We start from the raw sequence: 23,428 nt of genomic DNA on the forward strand, positions 1-23,428 counted from the left end.
CGGCGTATCAGACCGCTATCGAAAGGGTGATCCGTTGAGCCGCTCGGTTCTCGTCACTGGAGGAAACCGGGGCATCGGCCTCGCCATCGCCCGCGCGTTCGCCGACGCCGGCGACAAGGTCGCGATCACCTACCGCTCGGGTGAGCCGCCCAAGGACCTCACCGCTGCCGGCGTCCTCGCCGTCAAGTGCGACATCACCGACACCGAGATGGTGGAGCAGGCCTACAAGGAGATCGAGGAGAAGCACGGAGCCGTCGAGGTCCTGGTTGCCAACGCGGGCATCACCAAGGACCAGCTCCTGATGCGCATGTCCGAGGAGGACTTCACGTCCGTCCTCGACACCAACCTCACCGGCACCTTCCGCGTCGTGAAGCGGGCCAACCGCGGCATGCTGCGCGCCCGCAAGGGCCGGGTCGTCCTCATTTCCTCGGTGGTGGGCCTCTACGGCGGGCCAGGGCAGGCGAACTACGCCGCCTCCAAGGCGGGCCTGGTCGGCTTCGCGCGTTCGCTCGCCCGGGAGCTGGGCTCTCGCAACCTCACCTTCAACGTCGTCGCGCCCGGTTTTGTCGACACCGACATGACCCAGGTGCTGACGGACGAGCAGCGCGCGAACATCGTGTCGCAGGTGCCGCTCGGCCGTTACGCCAAGCCCGAGGAGATCGCCGCGACGGTGAAGTTCCTCGCGTCGGACGACGCCTCGTACATCACTGGAGCCGTCATCCCGGTTGACGGCGGATTGGGCATGGGTCACTGATCACCATGAGCGGAATTCTCGACGGCAAGCGCATCCTCGTCACGGGCGTCCTCACGGAGGGCTCCATCGCCTTCCACGCGGCGAAGGTCGCCCAGGAGCAGGGCGCCGAGGTCGTCCTCACCGGCTTCGGCCGCGTCACGCTCGTGGAGCGCATCGCCAAGCGGCTGCCCAAGCCCACCACGGTCATCGAGATGGACGTGACCGACCAGGAGCACCTGGACTCGCTGGCCGCCAAGGTCAACGAGTACTTCGGCGACGACGAGGGCATCGACGGCGTCGTCCACTCGATCGCCTTCGGCCCGCAGGGCGCCTTCAACTTCCTGGAGGCGGACTGGGCGGACGTCTCGACGGCCCTCCAGGTCTCGGCGTACTCCCTGAAGTCGCTCACCATGGCGCTGCTCCCGCTGATGGAGAAGCGCGGCGGCGGCTCGGTCGTCGGCATCACCTTCGACGGCTCCATCGCCTGGCCGAAGTACGACTGGATGGGCGTCGCCAAGGCCGCCCTGGAGTCCACCGGGCGCTACCTGGCGCGTGACCTCGGCGGCCGCAACGTCCGCGTCAACATGGTCTCGGCCGGCCCGATCAAGTCCATGGCCGCCAAGTCCATCCCGGGCTTCGAGGAGCTCGCGGACGTGTGGAACCACCGCGCCCCCATCGGCTGGGACCTCACCGACCCGGAGCCCGCGGGCCGCGGCGTCGTCGGCCTCCTGTCGGACTTCTTCCCGAAGACGACGGGCGAGGTCGTGCACGTCGACGGCGGCGTCCACATGATGGGTGCCTGAGCAGGTCCTCGTACGAGTCCGTACGTGCCTTTCGTACGTGGCCGACGCCCCGTCCCCCGCAGCGCGCGGGAGGCGGGGCGTCGCCCGTTCGGCCGCCTGACCGGGCGCGCCCGGGCCCGGGCCGCGCACCCTGAAGTGTGCGCTGGTCACCTGGTGCGGTGCTCGCCGCCCTCGCCCTGCTCGTCGCCCTCCCCTATGACGCCGCGTCCCACACGGCCGGGGGAGCGGTGACCCGCGCGGCCGACGGCGGTGACCGGGGCGGGGCCGCGCGACCGGCCCGCGAGGACCGGCCGTTCGGCGCGGAGTGCCGCAGCAGCGTGCAGGGGTCGACGGCCGTCGCGTACTGCCACAACCCCTACCCCGAGACCGACCGGGTCCGGCTGCACATCGAGTGCGACCGGTGGTGGGACGTCGACAGCGACAGCGCTCCGGTGGCCGCGGGACCGGCCGGGACGGTGCGGCTCACCGGGCGGTGCTGGAAGGAGATCCGCTCGGTGTGGGTCAGCCACCAGCGGTGAGGCCGGACAGTGGTGGGGCGGGACAGCGATGGGGCCGGACAGCGGTGGGGCGGGCGGACGTCAGGCGTCGGCCGCCAAGCGCTCCGGGCGGCACAGGTAGGGGTAGCTGGCCGCCTCCGCCGCCGCGGCCTCGGCGTCCCCCGCCCGGATCGCCTCGACCAGGCGCCCGTGGTCCATGTAGGCCTCCGGCGTCAGCTCCCGGCCGATGTCCTCGCGCAGCCAGTCCCGCAGCACCTCGCCCAGGTCCGCGTACATGGCCGTCATGACGTCGTTGTGCGACGCGGCCACCACCGCGAGGTGCAGCGTCGAGTCGGCCGTCACGAACGCCTCGGCGTCGCCCGAGGCCCAGGCCTCCTCGCGGCGCGCGAGCAGCGTGTCCAGCTGTCGCAGGTCCCGCTCGGTGCGCCGCTCGGCGGCCAGCTTCGCGGCGCTCGACTCCAGCGTGGCGCGCAGCTCCGCGATGTGCCGCGGGTGGGCGTCGGCGAACCTGCGCTGCATCACGCCCGCGAGCTCGCTGGTCGCGACCACATAGGTGCCCGAGCCCTGCCGGATGTCGAGCAGGCCGTTGTGGGCGAGGGCGCGGACCGCCTCCCGCACCGTGTTCCTGGCCACGCCGAGCTGCTCGACCAGCTCGGGCTCGGTGGGGATGCGGGAGCCCACCGGCCACTCGCCGGACGAGATCTGGTTGCGCAGCTCGGAGATGACCTGCTCGGAGAGCGCCGAGCGGCGCGGCGTGGTCAGGGGCATGGCGTTCCTTCGGGCGAGCGGTCGGACGGGAGGCCGGACGGTGATCGGGCGGGTGCCCGCTGGTGCTTGCATCGTGAAACGGATTGGACAGCCAATCATCCCATGATTCTATGATGGCTCTCATGGCGAGTGAGGAAGCGAAGACGACGAGTCCCGCGACGGGTACGGCCACGGGTACGGCGACGACGGCACCGAAGGTGCTCACGGGACGCGCGAGCGGCACCGGTGGTACCGACGAGACCGGCGGGGCCGGACCCGCGCGAGCCGCGGCGACGGCCGTGAAACAGCAGCCCACGCGCGCGTGGACGACGCGCCTCGTGATCGTCGGCATCGTCCTCGCGGCCCTCAATCTGCGGCCCGCCATCACCAGCCTCGGCGCCCTCCTCGAAGAGGTGCGCGACGGCCTCGGCATGAGCGGCACCCTCGCCGGCCTCCTCACCTCCGTGCCGCCGCTGTGCTTCGCGGCCTTCGGCAGCCTCGCGCCCCGCTTCGCCCGGCGCTTCGGCGCGGGCGCGGTGGTGTGCGGCGGCATGGTGGCCATCGCCACGGGCCTGCTGATACGCCCCTTCCTGGGCGGCACCGTCGGCTTCCTGGCCGCGAGCGCGCTCGCGCTGATGGGCATCGCCGTCAGCAACGTCCTGATGCCGGTGATCGTCAAGCGCTGGTTCCCGGACCGCGTCGGCTCGATGACCGGCCTGTACTCCATGGCCCTCGCGCTCGGCACCTCGCTCGCCGCCGCCGTCACCGTGCCGGTGACCGACGCGCTCGGCGGCAGCTGGCGCGCGGGCCTCGCCATCTGGGCGGCGGTGGCCGTCGTGGCCGTCGTGCCGTGGATCCCGCTGGTGCGCGACCGCGGGAACGCCGTCGGCTCCGAGCGGGTGCCCGCGGCCGTCCGGCAGCAGGACGAGGGCCTGCGCATCACCCACAGCCGCACCGCCTGGGCGCTGGCCTGCTTCTTCGGCCTCCAGGCCACCGCCGCGTACATCACGATGGGCTGGCTGCCGCAGATCTTCCGGGACGCGGGCGTGCCCGCCGGTGAGGCCGGTGTGCTGCTTGCCGTCACGATGGCCATGGGCGTGCCCCTCGCCTTCGTCATCCCGCGCGTGGCGACGCGCCTCACCCACCAGGGTCCCGTGGTGGTCGCCCTCGGCGCCTGCGGGCTCGCCGGGTACGCGGGCCTGTACTTCGCCCCGGCGGGCGGCGCCTGGGCCTGGGCGCTGCTGTGCGGCATCTCCAACTGCGCCTTCCCGCTGGCCCTCACGATGGTCGGCATGCGCGCCAAGAGCAGCGCGGGTGTGGCCAAGCTGTCCGCCTTCGCGCAGAGCACCGGCTATCTGATCTCGATCCCGGGACCGCTGCTCGTCGGCGTCCTCTACCAGCACAGCGGCGGTTGGGGCCTGCCGATCGCGCTCATGGCGGGCCTGATGGTGCCGCAGATCGCCGTCGGCGTCCTCGCGGGCCGCGACCGCACCATCGAGGACGAGGTGGCGCAGCGGGCGGAGGCCGCGCGGGCGACTGCCTGAGCCCGGGGGCCGCGACAGTCTGGCCCAGGGGACCGCGACTGCCCGACCCCGGGGACCGCGGTCCGCCCGCGGGGTGCGAGACTGGCCCCATGCCAGTGCTCGACCCGAACCCCCAGAACGGCCAGAAGAAGCTGCTCCTCGTGCTCGGCGCGATGCTGGCCATCACCGTGATCATCGGAATCGTCGCGACGGTGGCCTCCCCCTGACGATCCCTCAGCAGGCGGCGCGGGGCCCCCGCGTCGCAGGATGGTGGGGCTAGCACCACCATCCCCTAGGGGGCCAGTGTCAGGGTTAACTGGGTGGATCACCGGATGGGTTGAGGGCGCCGGACTCCGTACCTTCGAGATGTGGCCGCGAAGACGCGGCACGGAGCACTCGAAGACCATGGAGGCGGCATGTCGGCCCGTTCGCACACTCGACGCGATCCGGCGGACCAGGCGAAGCCGGCCGGCATCGAGATCCAGCTGCCCTGGTGGTCCATCGCCCTCCCCGCGATCGCCTTCGCGGCCCTGCTCCTGCTGATACTGAACCCGGCGGACGCCCACGCGGCGAGCAGCGAGCCCGCGGTCACGGACATCCTGGAGCGCCTGCGGGACATGCTGCGCATCGCGGCGTGACGCGGAGATCGTGAGCGATTGCCCCCACGGCGCGGCGCGCGGCCCCGGCACCGCCCCTGACCTCGTGGGTCACCCTTCGAAAGCCCTGTCACCCGTGCTGACGGAGCCCGTCAACTCCCTGCGCCCGATGGCGTGTTTCATGCGAAGCTGGGACGCATGAGCGTCGCAGAACCCCGCAGGATTGTCCTCTTCCGGCATGCGAAGGCCGACTGGCCCCAAGTGACCGACCACGAGCGCCCGCTCGCCGAGCGCGGCCGCAGGGACGCCCCCGTGGCCGGTCGCAGACTGGCCGAGAGCGGCATCGCCTTCGACCTCGCCCTCTGCTCGACCGCCGCCAGGACCCGTGAGACCTGGAAGCTCGCCGTCCCGGAGCTCACCCAGCGCCCCCGGACGGTCTACGAGGACCGGGTCTACGAGGCGTCCCCCGGCGAGCTGATCGCCGTGCTCAACGAAACCCCGGACGACGTCAGGGACCTGATCCTGATCGGCCACAACCCCGGCGTCCACGGCCTCGCCGACGTCCTCAGCGGCGATGCCGAGGGCGACGCCCAGGTGCGGATGAACCGCCGCGGCTTCCCGACGTCGGCGTTCGCCGTCCTGACGTACACCGGGTCGTGGAAGGGCCTGGAGCCGGGGACGGCGACCCTGGTGGACTACTGGGCGCCGTCGGAGTAGCAGGACCGATACACCCGCGCTGGCCTGCTCCGACCTGCTCAGACCTGCTCGGGCCCGCCCGATCCGATCCGACCTGCTGTGATCCACGAGAAGGGCCCGGCGTCGAGGGACGCCGGGCCCGCGTGCTCCTGCCCCTGCTCCTGCCCTTAGTCCTGGTCCAGGTGCATGTCCGCGGCCTCGACCTCTTCGCGGGTGATGCCGAGGAGGTACAGGACGGTGTCGAGGAAGGGGACGTTCACCGCGGTGTGGGCGGCCTCGCGGACCATCGGCTTGGCGTTGAAGGCGACGCCCAGGCCGGCGGCGTTGAGCATGTCCAGGTCGTTGGCGCCGTCGCCGATCGCCACGGTCTGCTCCAGCGGCACGCCCGCCTCGGCGGCGAAGCGGCGAAGCAGCCGGGCCTTGCCCGCGCGGTCGACGATCTCGCCGGTCACCCTGCCGGTGAGCCTGCCGTCGACGATCTCCAGGGTGTTGGCGTGCGCGAAGTCCAGGCCGAGACGTTCCTTCAGGTCGTCGGTGACCTGGGTGAAGCCGCCCGAGACGACACCGACTTGATAGCCGAGGCGCTTGAGGGTGCGGATGAGCGTACGGGCGCCGGGGGTCAGCCGGACCTCGGTCCTGACCTTGTCCACGGCGGACACGTCCAGGTCCTTGAGCAGCGCGACCCGGGCGTGCAGCGACTCCTCGAAGTCCAGCTCGCCGCGCATGGCCGCGGTGGTCACGGCGGCGACCTCCTCCTCGCAGCCCGCGTGCGCGGCGAAGAGCTCGATCACCTCGTCCTGGATGAGGGTCGAGTCGACGTCCATCACGACCAGGCGCTGGGCGCGGCGGTGCAGGCCCGCCGCCACGACCGCGATGTCCACGCCGAGGGCGTGCGCCTCCGTCGCGAGGGCGGTGCGCAGCGGCTCGGTCTCCGTGCCGGAGACGGCGAACTCCACTGCTGTGACCGGGTACTTGGCGAGGCGGAAGACACGGTCGATGTTGCCGCCCGTGGCCGTGATGCAGGCGGCGATCGCGGCCGTCGACTCCGCGGTGAGGGGGTGGCCGAGCACCGTCACCAGGGAGCGGCCGAGGCCGCGCGGGCGGTTGTCGCCGTGGCCCGAGATGATCTCGGCCTGGAGCTTCACGGACTCCGCCCAGCTGTGGACGGTGGCCCGCAGGTCGCCCTCCATGCCGGGCGGCGGTGCGGTGACCAGGGCGCACAGCACTATCCGGCCACGGGTCACGACCTGCTCGATGTCGACGACATCGACGGAGTACGCGGCGAGGGTGTCGAAGAGTCCGGCGGTGATGCCTGGGCGGTCCTTGCCGAAGATCTTGACCAGAAGGGTGGGGAGGTCGGCGGAGGCGCCGGGACCTGCTGCGGTGGGCTCGCCGGAGGTCGGCGGGGGCGTCGAGGCACTCATGGTGATCCCCACGGTATCTGGCCGGGTCGGCCTGGTGGCGGGCCTGTCCGACCCTCGGACGGCGCCACCCCGGACGCTGGCGGTCCCTTTGCCTGGGGGCCTCGGGCGGGCTGTCGGGTGTTCACCTGTGGGCGGTGGGGGTGTGGTCCTGGGGGGCGGTGTCCCAGGGAGCCATGTCTCGTGGCGGCGGCCCAGGGTGCGATGTCCTGGCGGCGGCCCACGGAGCCATGTCCTGGCGGCGGCCCAGGGCGCCGTGCACAGCCTGGCCCGGCGGCACCACACGACGGCTCTCGCCTTGCGGCATCTCGGCGCGGCACGCGCCCTGCGGCGACCCCGGGCGACGGCGGCCCTCGCTTTGCGGCACCGCACGGCTGTCCCGGCTGCGCGGCACCCCGAGACGGCGCGCACCCCTGCGGCGGCCCGCAGCTCGCCTTGGCCGGGCCGTCGCTTTGCGGCACCTCACGCTGGCCCTGCGTCGCGGCATCCAGCGCCGGCGTGCGCCCTGCGGCGGCCCTCAGTTCACGTTGGCCCTGCCTCGGGGCGCCTCTCGGCGGCGCTCAGTTCGCGGTGGCCCCCGCTCCGCGGCACCTCACGGCAGCGTGCGCCCCTCGGCGGCCCCAGGTCACGTCGGCTCTCGCCTTGTGGCGGCCCTCACCTCACGATGGCCCCGCCTCGCGACATCCGACGCCAGCGCCCCCCTCGGCAGCCCTCGCCTCACAGCGGACCTCGCCCAGCGGCCCCCCCACGCCACCGCTCACCCCGCGACGGCCCTCACCCCGCGACGGCCCTCACCCCGCGACGGCCCTCACCTCACGACGGTCCTCGCCCCACGCACCCCACGCCCCCCACCCCGCAGCACCCCCAACACCCCCACCCCGCAGCCCTACCGCTTCCTCGGCCCCCTACCCGACGGCGGCGGAGGCGGAGGTGGCGGCGGAGGCGGGGGAGGCGGCCACTCCTCCTCGCCCCGGCGCCCCCGCCCGGACCCCTCACCCGCCGGCGGCACCACAGGACCCGCGACCGTGGGCGCCCCGCTCACCGGCGGAGGCACCCCACCGCCCCGGGGCGGAGGCCCACCGGCCCCCGGCGGACGCCCGCCCGCCGACGGCGCCCCTCGGCCCGCAGACGGAGGCACCCCGCCCCCGGCCGATGCACCGCCACTACCAGCACCCGGACCTGACCTCGGACCTGATCCCGGACCGGACGCCGACCCCCGACCCGCCCCCCGGTCCCACCTCTGCCCCGACCCGGCCCCCGGCTCCCGATCCCGCAACTCCTCCGGCACCCGCAAATACGGGTTGGTCTCCGCCCGAGGCGGCCGATAAGGCGTGCTCGCCCGATAGGGCCCCGCCGCGTGCGCCCCGGGCACGAGCTGCTGCCCGGCCCCGGGCACCCCCTCCTCCGTCTCGCCGCCCGCGAGCGCCAGCGGCGCCGCACGGCCCCCGGCCGCCCCGGTGGCCCGGGCGAGGAGTGCCCCGGCGGCACCGGCGGCCATGCCCCACACGGCTCCCAGGAGCAGCGCCATGCCGAGTTTGCCGTGCAGTTCGAGGCCGGCGCCGAAGCCGTCGAAGCCGAGTACCGACACCGAGGCGTCGGCGGACACCCCCGACAGCCAGGCCATCAGGGGCAGCGCGACCGCCGTGACGAGCCCGAGCCACAGGGCGCAGCGGGCGGCGAAGCCGACGGCGCCGACGTCCCGTGCCGTGGTGGCGTCCGGCCCCAGCGGGGTGCGGACGGCGGTGAGGACCCCGGCGAACAGCATCATGACGATCGCCGCGACCGCGAGCAGCCACACCCGGTTGTCCAGCTCGGCGAGCCGCCCCACGGTCAGGGCCTTGTTGCTGTCGCCGCGCAGCAGGTCGTCCACCGGGTCCGGCAGGAAGCGCGCCAAGGGCCCCTTCACCTCGCCGTCGTAGGGGACGAAGAGCCCCACGGGCAGGCCGAGGAACACACCGTTCGGCGTGCCGAGCAGCGCACCGCCGGCGACCCGCTTCGGGTTGTCGTCGCCGATCATCGCGTACGCCGCCGCCGTGAGCCCCGCGACCACCGCCATCAGGACCACGGTGACCAGCGCCGACGCGGCGGGCCGCAGCAGCCGGTGGAGGGCGCCGAGGCCGGGCGGCAGGGGAGTGCGGCGGGAGGCGAGGAGGGCGATGAGCAGTACGGCGGCGACCCAGAGCGCGCCGCCGAGCAGGGTGGACCCGGTGTCGACCGTGAAGCCCACCGCGGCCTTCGCCTCGACGAGGTCGCCGAGCCGGTCGGGCAGGAGTCCGCCGATGTCCCCGATGCCGCCGATGTCCTTGAGGCCGTCGGGAATCCGGTCGGCGATACCGTCGGGAAGATTGTCCAGACCTTTGTCGAGGCCTTTGTCCATTCCCTTGTCGATACCGAGCTGTTTGCCGTCGATCGTGATGACATCGTGTCCCGCCCAGGCGAGACCGCCGAGCATGCCGAGGAAAAGCACGATCACCGTGCCCGCGCGGGCCACGAGTTCGGCGGGTGAGATCACAACTCCCGCGCCGCGCAGGGAACGCCGGAAGAAGTAGGAGAGCAGCACCGCGCCCACAAGGCTCACTCCCAGAGGGGTGACCTCGATGGCCGTGGTCGCCTCCGCGCCCTTGAGGCCGAAGGCCGACACGTCACCGGACGGGGTGACGGAACCGCCGACGCCGAGCGCGATCGCCGCGGCCGTCATCGGCCCGAGCGACCCCGCGGAGTCCGCCCCGAGCAGATGCAGGCCGAGCGCCGCCGTGCCCGCCATGCCGATCAGCGCCCAGCTGACCGCGGCGAGCGCGGAGAGCAGGGCATCACCCCAGGGCACACCCCGCCGTACGTCCTTGTGTCCGCCGGTCTCCATGGGACCCCCCGAGCTCGCAGCGCGTCGCCCTCCTCGTACGGAAGACGCGCCGGGGAACCCGTGAGGCGCATGACGGGCATGGCACGGACGGCAGTGGGCGCCGGGAGGACAGGCGTCGAGCGCATACCCGTCATTCCAGGCATCACTGACATGAGTGGCATGCGCGGTATGCACGCGATCCGCACTCGCTGAGAGCCCTTACTACTTTCCGGGGCGGTATCTGCCCCGTCAACGGGGCAGTCATAGTGGCTCGTACGCAGTCTTCACAAGGCCCGACTTTCGGTCAGAGGCCTCCGCCTGAAATAGTTCCTCCCGATGTTCGACATCCCTAGACTCCCCATGATGGGGGCAACTCGGGGGACAACTCAGTGGGGCATGGAGTGCCGGAACTCGTACTGGAATTGAATGGCAGGACCTGGACGCTCGATTCGTCCAGGCCATACACCCTTGGACGCGATCCACAGGGTGACATCGCGCTGGATGACGCCAGGGTCTCCTGGCGGCACGCGACGATCAGCTGGGGCGGCCGCAGTTGGGTCATTGAGGACCACGGCTCCACCAACGGCACCTTCGTGCAGGGGCAGCGGATCCATCAGATGGAGATCGGGCCGGGTTCGGCCGTCCATCTGGGCAACGCGACGGACGGTCCGCAACTGATCCTCTCCGGTGGCGCCGCGGGTGCCGCCGCCGCGGTGTCCGCGCCGGGCGCGCAGCAGCAGGGGCAGTACGCGCCGCCGCAGCACGCCGCCGGTCAGCCGGGGCAGCAGGAGGCGCAGGGCTGGGCCGGGCAGCAGCCGCAGCACCAGGCGCCGCAGCAGTATCAGGCGCCCCAGCAGCAGCCGCAGCAGATGCCGCAGCAGCAGGCCTGGCAGCAACAGGGCCAGGCGCCGGCGCAGCACCAGCAGGCACCGCACCAGGTGCCGCAGCAGCAGGGCCCGGGCGCGGGCATGGGATCCGGCGGTGCGGCGGGGGCCCCACCGGTCTACGGCGACCGCAGCCCGACGACGTACCACCAGTTCTCGCTTGGCCGAAAGATGACCATCGGTCGTGCCCTGGAGAACGAGCTGGTGGTCTCCGACCTCCAGGTGTCACGGCACCACGCGGAGTTCACGTCGACGCCCGACGGCCGCTTCGAGCTGCGCGACCTCGGCTCGCACAACGGCACGTACGTCAACGGCATGCCGATCGCGAAGTCGTCCACGGTCCTCATCGGCCCGAACGACATCGTCGGCGTCGGCCACTCGACGTTCCGCGTCGTCGGCGACCGCCTCGAGGAGTTCGTCGACACCGGTGACGTCTCCTTCTCCGCGCGCCACCTGACCGTCACGGTCGACGGCGGCAAGCAGATCCTCAAGGACGTCTCCTTCGGCGTCCCGGAGAAGTCGCTCATCGCGGTCATCGGCCCCTCGGGCTCCGGCAAGTCGACCCTCCTCAAGGCGCTCACCGGCTACCGGCCCGCCAACGAGGGCGACGTCCTCTACGACAACCGGAACCTGTACAAGCAGTTCGCCGAGCTGCGCCAGCGCATCGGTCTGGTCCCGCAGGACGACATCCTGCACAAGGAGCTGACCGTCAAGAAGGCGCTGAAGTACGCGGCCAAGCTGCGCTTCCCCGCCGACACCAGCGAGCAGGAGCGCGCGCAGCGCATAGACGAGGTGCTGCGCGAGCTGAAGCTGGACATCCACAAGGAGAAGAAGGTCACCTCTCTCTCCGGTGGCCAGCGCAAGCGCGTGTCGGTGGCCCTGGAGCTGCTCACCAAGCCGTCCCTGATCTTCCTGGACGAGCCGACCTCCGGCCTGGACCCGGGCATGGACCGCGACGTCATGCAGCTCCTGCGCGGCCTCGCCGACGACGGCCGCACGGTCCTCGTCGTCACGCACTCGGTGGCCGAGCTGGCCATCTGCGACAAGCTCCTGGTGATGGCGCCGGGCGGCTCGGTGGCGTACTTCGGCCCGCCCGAGGAGGCCCTGAACTTCTTCGGCTACAGCACCTGGGCCGACGTCTTCTCCGCTTTCGAGAACTACCGCGACTACGACTGGGCGGGCCGCTGGAAGGGCTCGCAGCACTACCAGATGTACGCCGCGGACATCGACGCCGTCGCCGCGCAGTCCGTGCACATGCCGCCGCCGCAGGCGATCGCGCCGCCCAAGCCGCAGGGCTGGGGCTCGCAGCTGCTCACCCTGATCCGCCGCTATGTGTCCGTGATCGCCTCCGACCGGGGCTTCCTGGCGCTGATGGTGATCCTGCCCGCGGTGCTCGGCGCGGTGAGCCTGCTCATCGACCCGGACAAGGGTCTGCTGCCGGTGGTGAACCCGAAGACCGGCAAGATCATCCCGAACGGCACGGCCACCACGGTGCTGCTGATCCTCGCGGTCGGCGCCTGTTTCGCGGGCGCCGCCAACTCGGTCCGTGAGCTGATCAAGGAACGGGTGATCTACGAACGGGAGCGCGCGACCGGCCTGTCCCGGTCCGCGTACCTGATGTCGAAGGTCATCGTCCTCGGCGCGATCACCGTCCTTCAGGGCGGGCTCGTCGGCGTGATCGGCTTCTCCACCCGTGAGATCCCGAAGGAGGGCCTGGTCCTCGGCAGTCAGGTGCTCCTTGAGCTCTCCCTGCCGATCATGGCCCTCGGCTTCACCTCGATGATGTTCGGCCTGATCATCTCCGCCCTGGTGAAGACCGCGGAGAAGACGATGCCGCTGCTGGTCATGTTCGCGATCATCCAGGTCGTGTTCACCGGCTGTCTGTTCATCCTGCACGGCACGGTCGGCGTCAATCAGTTCTCGTTCCTGATGCCGTCGCGCTGGGCGGTCGCGGCCGCCGGCGCCACGCTGGACTTCAACAGGATCAGCCCCAACCCGGACGACCCGGGCGCCACCGACCCGCTGTGGGACCACGAGGCGGGCGCCTACATGATGGACATGGCCGCCCTGCTCGCCCTCGGCGCGTTCTGCGGCTTCCTCGTGGCCCGCTTCCTGCGCCGCCACGAGCCGGAGGTCATGCGCAAGTAGTCGCTCCCGGCGCGAGCCGGACGCGAAGAAGGGCGGCACCCCGCACGGGGTGCCGCCCTTCGGCGTCTGTGAGCCTCGGCTGAAGAGGTCCGGGGGTACGACTCAGTAGGCGCCGTTCACGTTGTCGATCGAGCCGTAGCGGTCGGCGGCGTAGTTGGCCGCGGCCGTGATGTTGGCGACCGGGTCGTAGATGTTCGTCGAGGTGCCGTCCACGTGGTACGCGGTGAACGTCGGCTGGATGACCTGGAGCAGGCCGATCGACGGGGTGCCGTTCTGGGCGTTGATGTCCCAGCCGTTCTTGGCGTTCGGGTTGCCCGTGGACTCCCGCATGATGTTGCGGTGCAGGCCCTCGTACGAGCCGGGGATGCCCTTGGACTTCATGATGTCCAGGGACTGGCGGATCCAGCCGTCGAGGTTGTTGGCGTAGACGGGCTTGCGGGCGGCGGAGCGGCTCGCGGCCTGCTTGACCTTGCGCTCGTCCTCGGCCTTCTTCTTCGCCGCGGCCTCGTCGGCCGCCTTCTTGTCGGCCGCGGCCTTCGCGGCGGCGTCCTTGGCCCGCTTGCTGGCGTTGGCCTGCTGCTTGCTGACGCTCGCGTGGGCGTCGGCCGGCGCGGCCCAGGCGGCGGAGCGGGCGCCGAGGGCCTCGGTCTGCGCGGTCCGGGCGTCGTCGGAGCTGCCCGGCACGATCGAGAAGGCGAGGGCGGCGGCACCGAGGGTGGCGACACCGGCGATCGAGAACTTCTGGTTCTTGGTCAGCGTGGAGCGACTATGACCAGAGGGGGTGCGCTGGGACATGGCAGGTGGACCTCTTCGTAAATCGGGAGGCCGCTCTGAACCGGTGGGGACAGGTTGCTTCCGGCAAAACGCCGCGGTGCGAGGACCGCGGCGCCGAGCGACGGGAGCAATTCTTAGCGGGCGCAAAATTCTGTGGCAAAGGAGTGACGTACGAAGCCCGATAGTGGATCAGGGGGTCCGCCGACGGCCCCAATGTCCACACTTAGCCCTCCTTTACGGGGCCCGGACGTCCACTAGGGGGCTTCGTACGTGATGTGCGTCCTATGCGCGGGCTCACATCGGGCGCGTAACAGTCTCACCATCAGTTGCGGTAGCAATGCGGTCAGTGAGCAAACTCCTCCGCAGGTAGGACGTCCGCGCCACGGCCCTCATGCCACAGGCAGAGGGGACGTACCGCCCGGGTCCCCCCGCACGGCCCCGGCCCTCCGTATACCTCCCGCGTGCCCGCCCGTCCGCGCGCGTGTAATAACGCCTCCGCCCGGATCCCGCAGCTCGGGGGGCGAACCGGGGGCGAACCGGCCGCAGGGCCTAGGGCCCAGGTCCTAGAGCCCGGCCGCCACAGGTCGGATACGCACTGTCACACCCCGCCGGTACGGTTGTCCCATGAGTCAAGGACCCCGATCCGGGCTGTACGCGGTCAGCTCGGCCCTGCTCGCGATGAGCAGCCAGCTGGAGGTGCGCGACGTCCTCAAGACGATCGTCGCCTCCGCCCGCGAGCTGCTCGACGCCGAGTACGCGGCGCTGGGGGTCCCCGACGACCACGGCGGCTTCGCCCAGTTCGTCGTCGACGGCGTCAGCGACGAGCAGTGGAAGGCCATCGGCCCGCTCCCGCGCCAGCACGGCATCCTCGCCGCGATGCTCTGCAAGGCCGAGCCCGAGCGCCTCGCGGACGTGCGCGAGGACCCCCGCTTCGAGGGCTGGCCGTCCGCCCACCCGGACATGTCCGACTTCCTCGGCCTGCCCATCCGGTACGGCGACGAGACCCTCGGCGCCCTGTTCCTGGCGAACAAGAAGTGCGCCAAGCCCACCGGCGGCTGCGGCTTCGACGCGGACGACGAGGAACTCCTCTCGATCCTCGCCCAGCACGCCGCCATCGCCCTGACCAACGCCCGGCTCTACGAGCGCAGCCGCGAGCTGACCATCGCCGAGGAGCGCTCCCGCCTCGCCCACGAGCTGCACGACGCCGTCAGCCAGAAGCTCTTCTCCCTGCGCCTGACCGCCCAGGCCGCGGCCGCGCTGGTGGACCGCGACCCCACGCGCGCGAAGGACGAGCTCCAGCAGGTCGCCCAGCTCGCCGCGGAGGCCGCCGACGAGCTGCGCGCCGCCGTCGTGGAGCTGCGCCCCGCCGCCCTCGACGAGGACGGCCTGGTGGCGACCCTGCGGACCCACATCCAGGTCCTCGACCGCGCCCACTCCGCCACCGTCACCTTCGGGAGCGGCGGCGTGCGCGCCCTGCCCGCCTCCCAGGAGGAGGCCATGCTCCGGGTCGCCCAGGAGGCTCTGCACAACGCCCTGCGGCACGCGGAGGCGGAGCACGTCGCCGTCGCCCTGGAGAAACGCGGCCCCGGAGCGGTGCTGCGGATCACGGACGACGGCAAGGGATTCGACCCGCGAGCCATCCGGCGCGCCGGGCGGCACTTGGGCCTGGTCTCCATGCGGGACCGGGCGGGCGGGGTCGGCGGACGGCTGACCGTGGAGTCGGAGCCCGGCAAGGGCACGACGATCGAGATGGAGGTCCCCGGTGGCTGACGCCGCGCTCAATTCGAAGGCAGGGATCCGGGTGCTGCTGGTCGACGACCACCAGGTCGTCCGCCGCGGCCTGCGCACGTTCCTGGAGATCCAGGAGGACATCGAGGTCGTCGGCGAGGCCTCCGACGGCGCCGAGGGCGTCGCTGCCGCACAGGAGCTGAAACCGGACGTCGTCCTGATGGACGTCAAGATGCCCGGCATGGACGGCGTCGAGGCGCTCCGGAAGCTGCGCGAGCTGGACAACCCCGCGCGCGTGCTGATCGTCACGAGCTTCACCGAGCAGCGCACGGTCGTCCCGGCCCTGCGCGCGGGCGCGGCGGGCTATGTGTACAAGGACGTGGACCCCGACGCCCTCGCCGGAGCCATCCGCTCCGTGCACGCGGGGCACGTGCTGCTCCAGCCGGAGGTGGCGGGCGCCCTGCTGTCCCAGGAGGAGGCGAACAGCTCGCAGGGCAGGGGCGGCTCCCTCACCGAGCGGGAGCGGGAGGTGCTCGGCCTGATCGCGGACGGCCGCTCGAACCGCGAGATCGCCCGCGCCCTCGTCCTGTCCGAGAAGACCGTCAAGACACATGTCTCGAACATCCTCATGAAGCTGGACCTCGCCGACCGCACCCAGGCCGCCCTGTGGGCCGTGCGCCACGGCGTCGCGGGCTGATCCCGCAGGTCCTCGGGGCCGTTCCCCGCAGGTCCTCGCGGCGCGCGCCGAGTCAGCACGGATCGTCGCGTTCCGGGCTGAGATTCATACCGTCGTGTGGATGTCCCCCGTTCGGCGCATCCCGATCGGCGCCCCGGCGTTCTCCAGTGCGTGCTGCGGCGGCTGGCCGCAGCTTCCGCTCAGGAGGATCCAAGAAGTGAAGAACCTCAAGAAGGCCGCCGCTGTCACGATGGTGGCCGGTGGCCTGGTCGCCGCCGGTGCCGGCATCGCCTCCGCCCACGGTGGCTCCGACGCCAACGGTGAGGCGAAGAACTCCCCCGGCGTCGTCTCCGGCAACCTGATCCAGGCCCCGGTCCACATCCCGGTGAACGCCTGCGGCAACAGCGTCTCCGTCGTCGGCATCCTGAACCCGACGTTCGGCAACGTCTGCGAGAACATCTGATCGCACCCGCGCGATCCGGCGGTCACGCGACCGCCGCCGCGGCCGACCGGCCCCGCCCGCACCCCGCACGCAGGGCCGGTCGCGTTCTCGCCCGCCGCCTTCCAGGCACCCTCCGCGTCCCCGGGACCCCCGGACTCCACCGGATCCCCGGCACCCCCGCTGCCACGACGCACACCCCCTGACCCCACAGCCGGGGTCACCCCGTCATCAGAAGGAACACACCCATGAACATCGCCAAGAAGGCCGCCCTGGCCGTCGCCGTCGCCGGTATCGCCGCGGGCGCCTCCGCCGGAGCCGCCGTCGCCACGTCCGGTGCCGACGCCAACGGCGCCACCACCAAGTCCCCGGGCGTCGGCTCCGGCAACCTGGTCCAGGTGCCCGTGCACGTCCCGGTGAACGCCTCCGGCAACAGCGTGAACGTGGTCGGCATCCTGAACCCGGCCTTCGCCAACGAGACGGTCAACAAGTGACACCGAGCCCTCTGGGCTAGCCGCCCCCGGGGCCGGGCACACCCCACCCCACGGGCAGAGGGCCCCGCGGACCACCCGGTCCGCGGGGCCCTCGGCACATCTGCCCCTCCGGCACATCTGCCCCCGGCAGGCCCTACCGCCCCTCGCCCCGCTCCCGCTCCTCCACATAGGCGTTGTACGCGGCCACCTGCGCCCGCCGCGCCACCCGCTCCACCGGCCGCAGCGCCTCCGCCCGCGCCCCCATCTGCGACGCGCTCACCGCACCGCCGTGCCCGTTCTCGTACGCCACCGAGATCAGCAGCCCGACCCGCTGCGCCAGCTCCAACACCCGCACCGCACGCGGCGGATACCCCGGGGCGAGCGCCTCGCGCCCCCGCTCCGCCCGCGCCCGGTACGCGTCGATCGCGGCCTCCGCGACCGGCCCCGAAGCCGCCACGTCAAGGCGCGCGAGGACCTCCGTGGCCTCCCGCAGCGCGTCCGCGAGCTCCCGCTCCGCCTCGCCCAGCGACGGCACATCCGCGGGCGGCGCCTCCCGCACCGGCAGACAGTGCCACACGACCTCCACATGGACGTCCGCGGCGTCGACGGCGTCCTGGGGCCCCGCCTCGGTCACCTCCGGCACCAAGCCGTACGGAGCGCCCGTCGCGACCACCGCCTCCTCGGCCTCCAGGGCGCGCTCGTTGAAGGCGGGCGGCCCGCTCAGGCCGAGCGGATGGCCCGGCGCGGGCAGCGCCACCCGAAGCCCCGTCACGCCGAGCGCGCGCAACCGGCCGAGCGCGAGTGTCAGGCCGACCGGGGCCGACTCGCCGGGCAGGCCGTCGACCCGGTGCACCGCGTCGTCGCCCACGATCGCGTGCACCGCGTCATCGGGTGAAACAAGTCCGGCCAAAAGGGCGTTCCCCCAAGCGGCCAAGCGTCCTGAGCGTGGTTCCGAGAGCATGCACACAGCCTAAGGACCGGGCTCGGCACGGGAACGGTCGGCCGGTGGCGTAGGTTTTATCCGGGGGCCGCGTCCACAGACGCGGGCACACGCGAGCGACACCGAGACTGCAATGGGAGACAACGCGCTCATGAGCGATGTACTGGAGCTTAAGGACGCATCCGTGGTCCGAGAGGGCCGGGCTCTGGTGGACCAGGTCTCCTGGTCGGTCAAGGAGGGGGAGCGCTGGGTCATCCTCGGCCCGAACGGCGCCGGCAAGACCACCCTCCTCAATGTCGCGTCCAGCTACCTCTTCCCGAGCAAGGGCACCGCCACCATCCTCGGCGAGCAGCTCGGCAAGGTCGACGTCTTCGAGCTGCGCCCGCGCATCGGCATGGCCGGCATCGCCATGGCCGACAAGCTCCCCAAGAGCCAGACCGTCCTGCAGACGGTCCTCACGGCGGCGTACGGCATGACGGCCGGCTGGCACGAGGACTACGAGGACATCGACGAGCAGCGCGCCCGCGCCTTCCTCGACCGCCTCGGCATGAGCGAGTACCTGGACCGCCGCTTCGGCACCCTCTCCGAGGGCGAGCGCAAGCGCACCCTCATCGCCCGCGCCCTGATGACCGACCCCGAGCTGCTGCTCCTCGACGAGCCCGCCGCGGGCCTCGACCTCGGCGGCCGCGAGGACCTCGTCCGCCGCCTCGGCCGGCTCGCCCGCGACCCCATCGCCCCCTCCATGATCATGGTCACGCACCACGTCGAGGAGATCGCCCCGGGCTTCACGCACGTCCTGATGATCCGCCAGGGCAAGGTCATGGCCGCGGGCCCGCTGGAGCTCGAGCTGACCTCGCGCAACCTCTCCCTCTGCTTCGGCCTGCCGCTGGTCGTCGAGCAGCGCGGCGACCGCTGGTCGGCCCAGGGCCTGCCGCTCAGCTGATCGCGCACGCCCTGTCGGTAAGGGGACCCGCGGTCCTACCATGACCATGTGGACATGGACGCATGGGTGTGGTGGCTGATCGGCGCGGTCGCCCTCGGAATCCCGCTGGTAATGACCGCGATGCCGGAGTTCGGCATGCTCGCCGTCGGGGCGGTCGCCGCCGCCGTGACCGCGGGCCTCGGCGGCGGAGTGGCCCTGCAGGCCGTGGTCTTCGCCGTCGTGTCGGTCGCGCTCATCGCGGTGGTACGCCCGATCGCCGCCCGGCACCGCTCCCAGCGGCCCGAACTCGTCAGCGGGGTCGAGGCGTTGAAGGGCAGATCGGCCGTCGTCATGGAGCGCGTCGACGCCTCCGGCGGGCGCATCAAGCTGGCGGGGGAGATCTGGTCGGCGCGGCCGCTCGACACCGAGCAGAGCTTCGAGGCGGGCCAGGAGGTGGACGTGGTCGAGATCGACGGAGCGACGGCCGTGGTGATCTGACCGCGGGTCAGTTGCGCGCGGTCGGGGCGCCGACTCCGGGGCCCAACTGCCGTTGAGGTGACGGCTCCTGACGGCAGGTGATCCGAACGGCCCACGGGCCGCGCGCCGTTCTGACAGACTCGACCGGCGAGATCCCAAGATCTTCCGGGACACCGCAGCAATCCGCGAACACCGAAGCAAGAAGGGTACGGGGAACCACGATGGAACCAATCATCATCGTCCTGATCATTCTGGTGGTGCTGGTCTTCATCGCCCTGATCAAGACGATCCAGGTCATCCCGCAGGCCAGCGCCGCCATCGTGGAGCGCTTCGGCCGCTACACCCGCACGCTGAACGCGGGCCTGAACATCGTCGTCCCGTTCATCGACTCCATCCGCAACCGCATCGACCTGCGTGAGCAGGTCGTCCCCTTCCCGCCCCAGCCGGTGATCACCCAGGACAACCTGGTCGTGAACATCGACACGGTCATCTACTACCAGGTCACCGACGCCCGCGCCGCGACGTACGAGGTCGCCAGCTACATCCAGGCGATCGAGCAGCTCACCGTCACCACCCTGCGCAACATCATCGGTGGCATGGACCTGGAGCGGACCCTGACCTCGCGCGAGGAGATCAACGCGGCCCTGCGCGGCGTCCTCGACGAGGCCACCGGCAAGTGGGGCATCCGCGTCAACCGCGTCGAGCTGAAGGCGATCGAGCCGCCCACCTCCATCCAGGACTCGATGGAGAAGCAGATGCGCGCCGACCGTGACAAGCGCGCCGCGATCCTCCAGGCCGAGGGTGTCCGCCAGTCCGAGATCCTGCGCGCCGAGGGCGAGAAGCAGTCCGCGATCCTGCGCGCCGAAGGTGAGGCACGGGCCGCGGCCCTGCGCGCCGAGGGCGAGGCCCAGGCGATCCGCACGGTCTTCGAGTCCATCCACGCGGGCGACCCGGACCAGAAGCTCCTCTCCTACCAGTACCTCCAGATGCTCCCGAAGATCGCCGAGGGCGACGCCAACAAGCTCTGGATCGTGCCCAGCGAGATCGGCGACGCCCTCAAGGGCCTCGGCGGCGCGCTCGGCAACTTCGGCCCGCTCTCGGGCGGCGGCTCCGGCGGCGGGGGAGCGGCCAAGAGCTCCGGCGGCGTGGAGCGCCGCGAACAGCCGCCGATCGACTGACAGCGACTGCCTGGACGTACGACTGTGGGGCCGCCCTCCCGGAGGAGGGCGGCCCCACAGTCGTACGCACGGGTCACATCAGCGGCGCACCGCTCACGCTGCGGGCTGCGCCAGCCAGTCCGGCAGGGCCTCGTACCCGTCCCGCCCGAGGGTGAGCAGCATCGCGTCCGCCGGGGTCGGCTCGAAGGGCTGCCGGAGCAGCGGCATCCCGGCCTGCTCAGGGGTGCGGTCGGCCTTGCGGTGGTTGTCCACCGCGCACGACGCCACCGTGTTCATCCACGAGTCCGCGCCGCCCTGGGAACGCGGCACCACGTGGTCCACGGTCGTCGCGCGTCTGCCGCAGTACGCACACCGGTGCTGGTCCCGCACCAGGACTCCGCGCCGCGACCACGGAGCCCGTCTTCGGAAGGGCACCCGTACATACCTGCACAACCTGATCACCCGCGGCACCGGAAGCTCGACGGCGGCGGCGCGCACGCGCAGCGCGGGGTGGGCCTGCTCGACAACGGCCTTGTCCTGCAGCACCAGTACGACGGCGCGATTCAGCGTCACCGTCGACAGCGGCTCGAAGCTCGCGTTCAGCACCAGCGTGTCCCGCATCTCGCCCACCTCCCGTGTGCACCGGCCCACCCCCTGGCGGGCTTGGATCAACTCTGGCCGGGCACGCCGGGTAGGACAACGCAATAAAAGATGCCCGCCCCTGATCACTTCCAAGACCAGGGGCGGGCAAACGTTCAATGAACGCTGAGCTGATGTGAGCGCGGACGGTTCACGCTGGGCAGCGATTCACCATCGGCGACCGTCGCGTGACTAACTGTCGGCGACCGCCGCGTACTCCGCGACGACGGAAGCGCGGGCCAGCGTGTGGAATCGCAGGTTGAAGCCGACGACGGCCGGTGACGCGTCCGAGTCCGGGCCGAGCTTCTCCTGGTCGACCGCGTACACGGTGAACACATAGCGGTGCGCCGGGTCACCGGGCGGCGGGGCGGCGCCACCGAAGTCCTTCGTCCCGTAGTCGTTGCGCACCTGCACCGCGCTCTCCGGGAGGCCATCGAACGTGCCGCTGCCGGCGCCGACGGGCAGCTCCGTCACCGAGGCCGGGATGTCGAACACCGACCAGTGCCAGAACCCGCTCCCCGTCGGGGCGTCCGGGTCGAAGCAGGTCACGGCGAAGCTCTTCGTCTCCGGCGGGAAGCCCTCCCACCGCAGGTGCGGCGAGGTGTTCCCGGCCGCGTACACCTGGGCGTCCTTGAGCACAGCGCCCGGCTCGAAGTCCGCGCTCGCGACCGTGAACGACGGCACGGGCGGGTGGAAGTCATGGGGCAGCGGCGGCCTCTTGACCTCGGTCACGTAGGCACCTCCTGATCGGTTCCGGTTCGGTTCCTTGTACGGCGATCGCTCGCCGCCGACGAGCCTAGAACCAGTTGCGCTTGCTGCCGACGTGGGACAGCCACTCGTTGAGGTACGCCGCCCAGTCCGTGCCCTGGAAGTCGTTGAGCCCGACCTTGAAGGACTTGTACGAGTCACTGCCCTCGCTGAACAGGCCCGGCTTCTTGTCCATCTCCAGGACGACGTCCATCTCGCGGTCGTCCGAGACGAAGGTCAGCTCGACCTGGTTCAGGCCGTGGTACTTCTCCGGCGGGAAGAACTCGATCTCCTGGTAGAACGGCAGCTTCTGCCGGGTGCCGCGGATGTGGCCGCGCTCCATGTCCGCGCTCTTGAAGCGGAAGCCGAGCTGGCCGAAGGCGTCGAGGATCGCCTGCTGCGCCGGCAGCGGGTGCACGTTCACCGGGTCCAGGTCACCGGAGTCGACCGCGCGGGCGATCTCCAGCTCCGTGGTCACACCGATGTTCATGCCGTGCAGCTGCCGCCCGGCGAAGTGGGTGATGGGCGTCTCCCAGGGGATGTCGAGCCCGAACGGCACCGCGTGCACCGCGTTCGCCTTCAGCTCGAAGGCACCGCCGAGCCGCTGCTTGGTGAACTCGATGTCCTGCTTGACCTCCTGGTCGTTGCCCTCGACCTCGACGCGCGCCTGCAGCCCCACGGACAGCGCCTCGATCTGCTGGTCGACGTTCCCGCCCTGGATGCGCACCTCGCCCTGGACGACACCGCCCGGCACGACGTTGGCCTCGGTCAGCACCGTCTCGACGGAGGCCCCACCGGCACCCAGACTCGCCAGCAGCTTCTTGAACCCCATGACTCTCCTCCCCAGGCCCCGCCTGTGGTGTTGACTGGATCGGCCGATCGTCGACCTTGCTGATCGTCGATCGACCTTCGATTACGTACCAACGCAAGCGGCCCGCGCGCGGTTCCGCACCGGTGCCTCGCGCCACACCCTTCCTGCGCGACGGCTCCCGGGCCACCCTCCACGCCAAACCCGTACACGTTCGGTGCACTACGCTCCTATGGCATGATCGCGGCCCCTGACCGTACGCCCCTGCCCCGAGACTTCTTCGACCGCCCCGTCCTCGAGGTGGCGCCCGACCTGCTCGGCCGCGTCCTGGTGCGCGAGACCCCGGACGGCCCGATCGAGCTGCGCCTCACGGAGGTCGAGGCCTACGCGGGCGAGGTGGACCCCGGCTCCCACGCCTATCGCGGCCGCACGGCCCGCAACGGCGTGATGTTCGGCCCGCCCGGCCACGCCTACGTCTACTTCACCTACGGGATGTGGCACTGCCTCAACCTGGTGTGCGGTCCGGAGGGGACGGCGAGCGGTGTCCTGCTGCGGGCCGGCGAGATCACCGAGGGCGCGGAACTCGCTCGTGTACGTCGACTCTCGGCCCGCAACGACAAGGAACTGGCCAAAGGCCCCGCCCGCCTGGCCACCGCTCTCGACGTGGACCGACGCCTCGACGGCACCGACGTCTGCGCGGGCCCCGACGCGCCCCTGAGCGTCCTCACCGGCACTCCTATAGACCCCGACCAGGTCAGGAA

24 protein-coding genes (1 of these 24 running past the window's edge) are annotated in these 23,428 nt (G+C 71.6%); 16 read left to right on the forward strand and 8 right to left on the reverse strand.

From position 1 onward, the window contains the following. Positions 1-34 precede the first annotated feature (34 nt). The 3 genes from fabG (at position 35) to AB6L24_RS10865 (ending at position 2,054) form a co-directional block, all read left to right on the forward strand. Entirely contained in the window at positions 35-754 is a 720-nt protein-coding gene (gene fabG, locus AB6L24_RS10855) for a 3-oxoacyl-[acyl-carrier-protein] reductase (protein ID WP_030361372.1), read from the forward strand. Positions 755-759: 5 nt separating this feature from the next. Next, the gene (fabI, locus tag AB6L24_RS10860; RefSeq protein ID WP_030361373.1) at positions 760-1,536 is read left to right on the forward strand and encodes an enoyl-ACP reductase FabI; all 777 of its coding nucleotides are present in this window, start codon (positions 760-762) and stop codon (positions 1,534-1,536) included. A 137-nt stretch (positions 1,537-1,673) separates the two neighbouring features. Next, the gene (locus tag AB6L24_RS10865; RefSeq protein ID WP_030361374.1) at positions 1,674-2,054 is read left to right on the forward strand and encodes a hypothetical protein; all 381 of its coding nucleotides are present in this window, start codon (positions 1,674-1,676) and stop codon (positions 2,052-2,054) included. 60 nt (positions 2,055-2,114) lie between these two features. On the opposite strand, the gene AB6L24_RS10870 is transcribed toward AB6L24_RS10865, so the two are convergent. Beyond that, positions 2,115-2,801 (reverse strand): FadR/GntR family transcriptional regulator, encoded by a 687-nt coding sequence (locus AB6L24_RS10870; protein WP_380851011.1) that lies wholly within the window; start codon positions 2,799-2,801, stop codon positions 2,115-2,117. Positions 2,802-2,923: 122 nt separating this feature from the next. Here AB6L24_RS10870 and AB6L24_RS10875 point away from each other — a divergent pair, with 122 nt between their 5' ends. The 4 genes from AB6L24_RS10875 (at position 2,924) to AB6L24_RS10890 (ending at position 5,616) form a co-directional block, all read left to right on the forward strand. Further along, positions 2,924-4,324, forward strand: a complete 1,401-nt coding sequence (locus AB6L24_RS10875) for a CynX/NimT family MFS transporter (protein ID WP_405654598.1) — start codon at positions 2,924-2,926, stop codon at positions 4,322-4,324. An 89-nt stretch (positions 4,325-4,413) separates the two neighbouring features. Continuing rightward, positions 4,414-4,530 (forward strand): SGM_5486 family transporter-associated protein, encoded by a 117-nt coding sequence (locus AB6L24_RS10880; protein ID WP_087883525.1) that lies wholly within the window; start codon positions 4,414-4,416, stop codon positions 4,528-4,530. A gap of 189 nt (positions 4,531-4,719) precedes the next feature. Beyond that, a complete protein-coding gene (locus AB6L24_RS10885) occupies positions 4,720-4,941 on the forward strand; it encodes a hypothetical protein (RefSeq protein ID WP_030361377.1) in 222 nt (73 codons plus the stop codon). A gap of 156 nt (positions 4,942-5,097) precedes the next feature. Beyond that, complete coding sequence (locus tag AB6L24_RS10890) at positions 5,098-5,616, forward strand: SixA phosphatase family protein (protein ID WP_405654600.1); 519 nt, start codon at positions 5,098-5,100, stop codon at positions 5,614-5,616. Between the two features lie 146 nt (positions 5,617-5,762). On the opposite strand, the gene serB is transcribed toward AB6L24_RS10890, so the two are convergent. Both serB and AB6L24_RS10900 read right to left on the reverse strand, forming a co-directional pair. After that, positions 5,763-7,019, reverse strand: a complete 1,257-nt coding sequence (serB, locus tag AB6L24_RS10895) for a phosphoserine phosphatase SerB (protein WP_405654602.1) — start codon at positions 7,017-7,019, stop codon at positions 5,763-5,765. An 883-nt stretch (positions 7,020-7,902) separates the two neighbouring features. Next, positions 7,903-9,876 carry a streptophobe family protein gene (locus tag AB6L24_RS10900; RefSeq protein ID WP_405654604.1) on the reverse strand — a complete coding sequence of 658 codons (1,974 nt, stop codon included), beginning with the start codon at positions 9,874-9,876 and terminating at the stop codon, positions 7,903-7,905. A 368-nt stretch (positions 9,877-10,244) separates the two neighbouring features. On the opposite strand from AB6L24_RS10900, the gene AB6L24_RS10905 reads away from it, so the two are divergent. Next, a complete protein-coding gene (locus AB6L24_RS10905; RefSeq protein WP_405654606.1) occupies positions 10,245-12,887 on the forward strand; it encodes an FHA domain-containing protein in 2,643 nt (880 codons plus the stop codon). Positions 12,888-12,989: 102 nt separating this feature from the next. Here the strand turns inward: AB6L24_RS10905 and AB6L24_RS10910 are convergent, their stop codons facing one another. After that, complete coding sequence (locus AB6L24_RS10910; RefSeq protein ID WP_405654609.1) at positions 12,990-13,682, reverse strand: transglycosylase SLT domain-containing protein; 693 nt, start codon at positions 13,680-13,682, stop codon at positions 12,990-12,992. A 603-nt stretch (positions 13,683-14,285) separates the two neighbouring features. Between AB6L24_RS10910 and AB6L24_RS10915 the strand changes: the two genes are divergently transcribed. The 4 genes from AB6L24_RS10915 to AB6L24_RS10930 all read left to right on the forward strand — a co-directional run bounded on the left by AB6L24_RS10915 (position 14,286) and on the right by AB6L24_RS10930 (position 16,998). Then, entirely contained in the window at positions 14,286-15,431 is a 1,146-nt protein-coding gene (locus AB6L24_RS10915) for a GAF domain-containing protein (protein ID WP_405654611.1), read from the forward strand. Beyond that, positions 15,424-16,086, forward strand: a complete 663-nt coding sequence (locus AB6L24_RS10920) for a response regulator transcription factor (protein WP_234311340.1) — start codon at positions 15,424-15,426, stop codon at positions 16,084-16,086. The genes AB6L24_RS10915 and AB6L24_RS10920 overlap by 8 nt, the downstream gene beginning before the upstream one ends. Before the next feature lie 196 nt (positions 16,087-16,282). After that, positions 16,283-16,528, forward strand: a complete 246-nt coding sequence (locus AB6L24_RS10925) for a chaplin (RefSeq protein WP_405657123.1) — start codon at positions 16,283-16,285, stop codon at positions 16,526-16,528. Positions 16,529-16,752: 224 nt separating this feature from the next. Beyond that, the gene (locus AB6L24_RS10930) at positions 16,753-16,998 is read left to right on the forward strand and encodes a chaplin (RefSeq protein WP_030361386.1); all 246 of its coding nucleotides are present in this window, start codon (positions 16,753-16,755) and stop codon (positions 16,996-16,998) included. 133 nt (positions 16,999-17,131) lie between these two features. Here the strand turns inward: AB6L24_RS10930 and AB6L24_RS10935 are convergent, their stop codons facing one another. Beyond that, entirely contained in the window at positions 17,132-17,938 is an 807-nt protein-coding gene (locus AB6L24_RS10935) for a hypothetical protein (RefSeq protein ID WP_405654613.1), read from the reverse strand. A gap of 130 nt (positions 17,939-18,068) precedes the next feature. On the opposite strand from AB6L24_RS10935, the gene AB6L24_RS10940 reads away from it, so the two are divergent. The 3 genes from AB6L24_RS10940 to AB6L24_RS10950 all read left to right on the forward strand — a co-directional run bounded on the left by AB6L24_RS10940 (position 18,069) and on the right by AB6L24_RS10950 (position 20,494). Beyond that, positions 18,069-18,860, forward strand: coding sequence for an ABC transporter ATP-binding protein (locus AB6L24_RS10940; RefSeq protein WP_380850980.1), 792 nt, complete (start codon positions 18,069-18,071; stop codon positions 18,858-18,860). Positions 18,861-18,908: 48 nt separating this feature from the next. Next, complete coding sequence (locus AB6L24_RS10945) at positions 18,909-19,337, forward strand: NfeD family protein (RefSeq protein WP_193560790.1); 429 nt, start codon at positions 18,909-18,911, stop codon at positions 19,335-19,337. Between the two features lie 200 nt (positions 19,338-19,537). Continuing rightward, a complete protein-coding gene (locus tag AB6L24_RS10950) occupies positions 19,538-20,494 on the forward strand; it encodes an SPFH domain-containing protein (protein ID WP_380850977.1) in 957 nt (318 codons plus the stop codon). Positions 20,495-20,587: 93 nt separating this feature from the next. Here the strand turns inward: AB6L24_RS10950 and AB6L24_RS10955 are convergent, their stop codons facing one another. From AB6L24_RS10955 to AB6L24_RS10965, 3 genes are all read right to left on the reverse strand, one after another. Then, a complete protein-coding gene (locus AB6L24_RS10955; protein WP_030361391.1) occupies positions 20,588-21,094 on the reverse strand; it encodes an HNH endonuclease in 507 nt (168 codons plus the stop codon). Positions 21,095-21,304: 210 nt separating this feature from the next. Next, on the reverse strand, positions 21,305-21,844 hold the full coding sequence (locus tag AB6L24_RS10960; RefSeq protein WP_405654617.1) for a YbhB/YbcL family Raf kinase inhibitor-like protein: 540 nt from the start codon (positions 21,842-21,844) through the stop codon (positions 21,305-21,307). 64 nt (positions 21,845-21,908) lie between these two features. Continuing rightward, positions 21,909-22,691 (reverse strand): sporulation protein, encoded by a 783-nt coding sequence (locus AB6L24_RS10965; RefSeq protein ID WP_405654619.1) that lies wholly within the window; start codon positions 22,689-22,691, stop codon positions 21,909-21,911. Between the two features lie 213 nt (positions 22,692-22,904). Between AB6L24_RS10965 and AB6L24_RS10970 the strand changes: the two genes are divergently transcribed. Further along, positions 22,905-23,428, forward strand: the 5' portion of a protein-coding gene (locus AB6L24_RS10970; RefSeq protein ID WP_405654621.1) for a DNA-3-methyladenine glycosylase. 118 nt of this gene lie beyond the right edge of the window; 524 of the gene's 642 nt are visible here — the first part of the coding sequence; it begins with the start codon at positions 22,905-22,907; its stop codon lies beyond the right edge, outside the window.

Source organism: Streptomyces sp. RK9, from assembly GCF_045070545.1.
GTDB classification, from domain to species: domain Bacteria; phylum Actinomycetota; class Actinomycetes; order Streptomycetales; family Streptomycetaceae; genus Streptomyces; species Streptomyces alboflavus.

Coding starts and splice junctions, on each gene's coding strand:
- fabI (WP_030361373.1), top strand. CDS start 760: ATGAGCGGAATTCTCGACGGCAAGCGCATCCTCGTCACGGGCGTCCTC.
- AB6L24_RS10870 (WP_380851011.1), bottom strand. CDS start 2,801: ATGCCCCTGACCACGCCGCGCCGCTCGGCGCTCTCCGAGCAGGTCATC.
- AB6L24_RS10875 (WP_405654598.1), top strand. CDS start 2,924: ATGGCGAGTGAGGAAGCGAAGACGACGAGTCCCGCGACGGGTACGGCC.
- AB6L24_RS10880 (WP_087883525.1), top strand. CDS start 4,414: ATGCCAGTGCTCGACCCGAACCCCCAGAACGGCCAGAAGAAGCTGCTC.
- AB6L24_RS10885 (WP_030361377.1), top strand. CDS start 4,720: ATGTCGGCCCGTTCGCACACTCGACGCGATCCGGCGGACCAGGCGAAG.
- AB6L24_RS10890 (WP_405654600.1), top strand. CDS start 5,098: ATGAGCGTCGCAGAACCCCGCAGGATTGTCCTCTTCCGGCATGCGAAG.
- serB (WP_405654602.1), bottom strand. CDS start 7,019: ATGAGTGCCTCGACGCCCCCGCCGACCTCCGGCGAGCCCACCGCAGCA.
- AB6L24_RS10900 (WP_405654604.1), bottom strand. CDS start 9,876: ATGGAGACCGGCGGACACAAGGACGTACGGCGGGGTGTGCCCTGGGGT.
- AB6L24_RS10910 (WP_405654609.1), bottom strand. CDS start 13,682: ATGTCCCAGCGCACCCCCTCTGGTCATAGTCGCTCCACGCTGACCAAG.
- AB6L24_RS10915 (WP_405654611.1), top strand. CDS start 14,286: ATGAGTCAAGGACCCCGATCCGGGCTGTACGCGGTCAGCTCGGCCCTG.
- AB6L24_RS10930 (WP_030361386.1), top strand. CDS start 16,753: ATGAACATCGCCAAGAAGGCCGCCCTGGCCGTCGCCGTCGCCGGTATC.
- AB6L24_RS10935 (WP_405654613.1), bottom strand. CDS start 17,938: ATGCTCTCGGAACCACGCTCAGGACGCTTGGCCGCTTGGGGGAACGCC.
- AB6L24_RS10940 (WP_380850980.1), top strand. CDS start 18,069: ATGAGCGATGTACTGGAGCTTAAGGACGCATCCGTGGTCCGAGAGGGC.
- AB6L24_RS10950 (WP_380850977.1), top strand. CDS start 19,538: ATGGAACCAATCATCATCGTCCTGATCATTCTGGTGGTGCTGGTCTTC.
- AB6L24_RS10955 (WP_030361391.1), bottom strand. CDS start 21,094: ATGCGGGACACGCTGGTGCTGAACGCGAGCTTCGAGCCGCTGTCGACG.
- AB6L24_RS10965 (WP_405654619.1), bottom strand. CDS start 22,691: ATGGGGTTCAAGAAGCTGCTGGCGAGTCTGGGTGCCGGTGGGGCCTCC.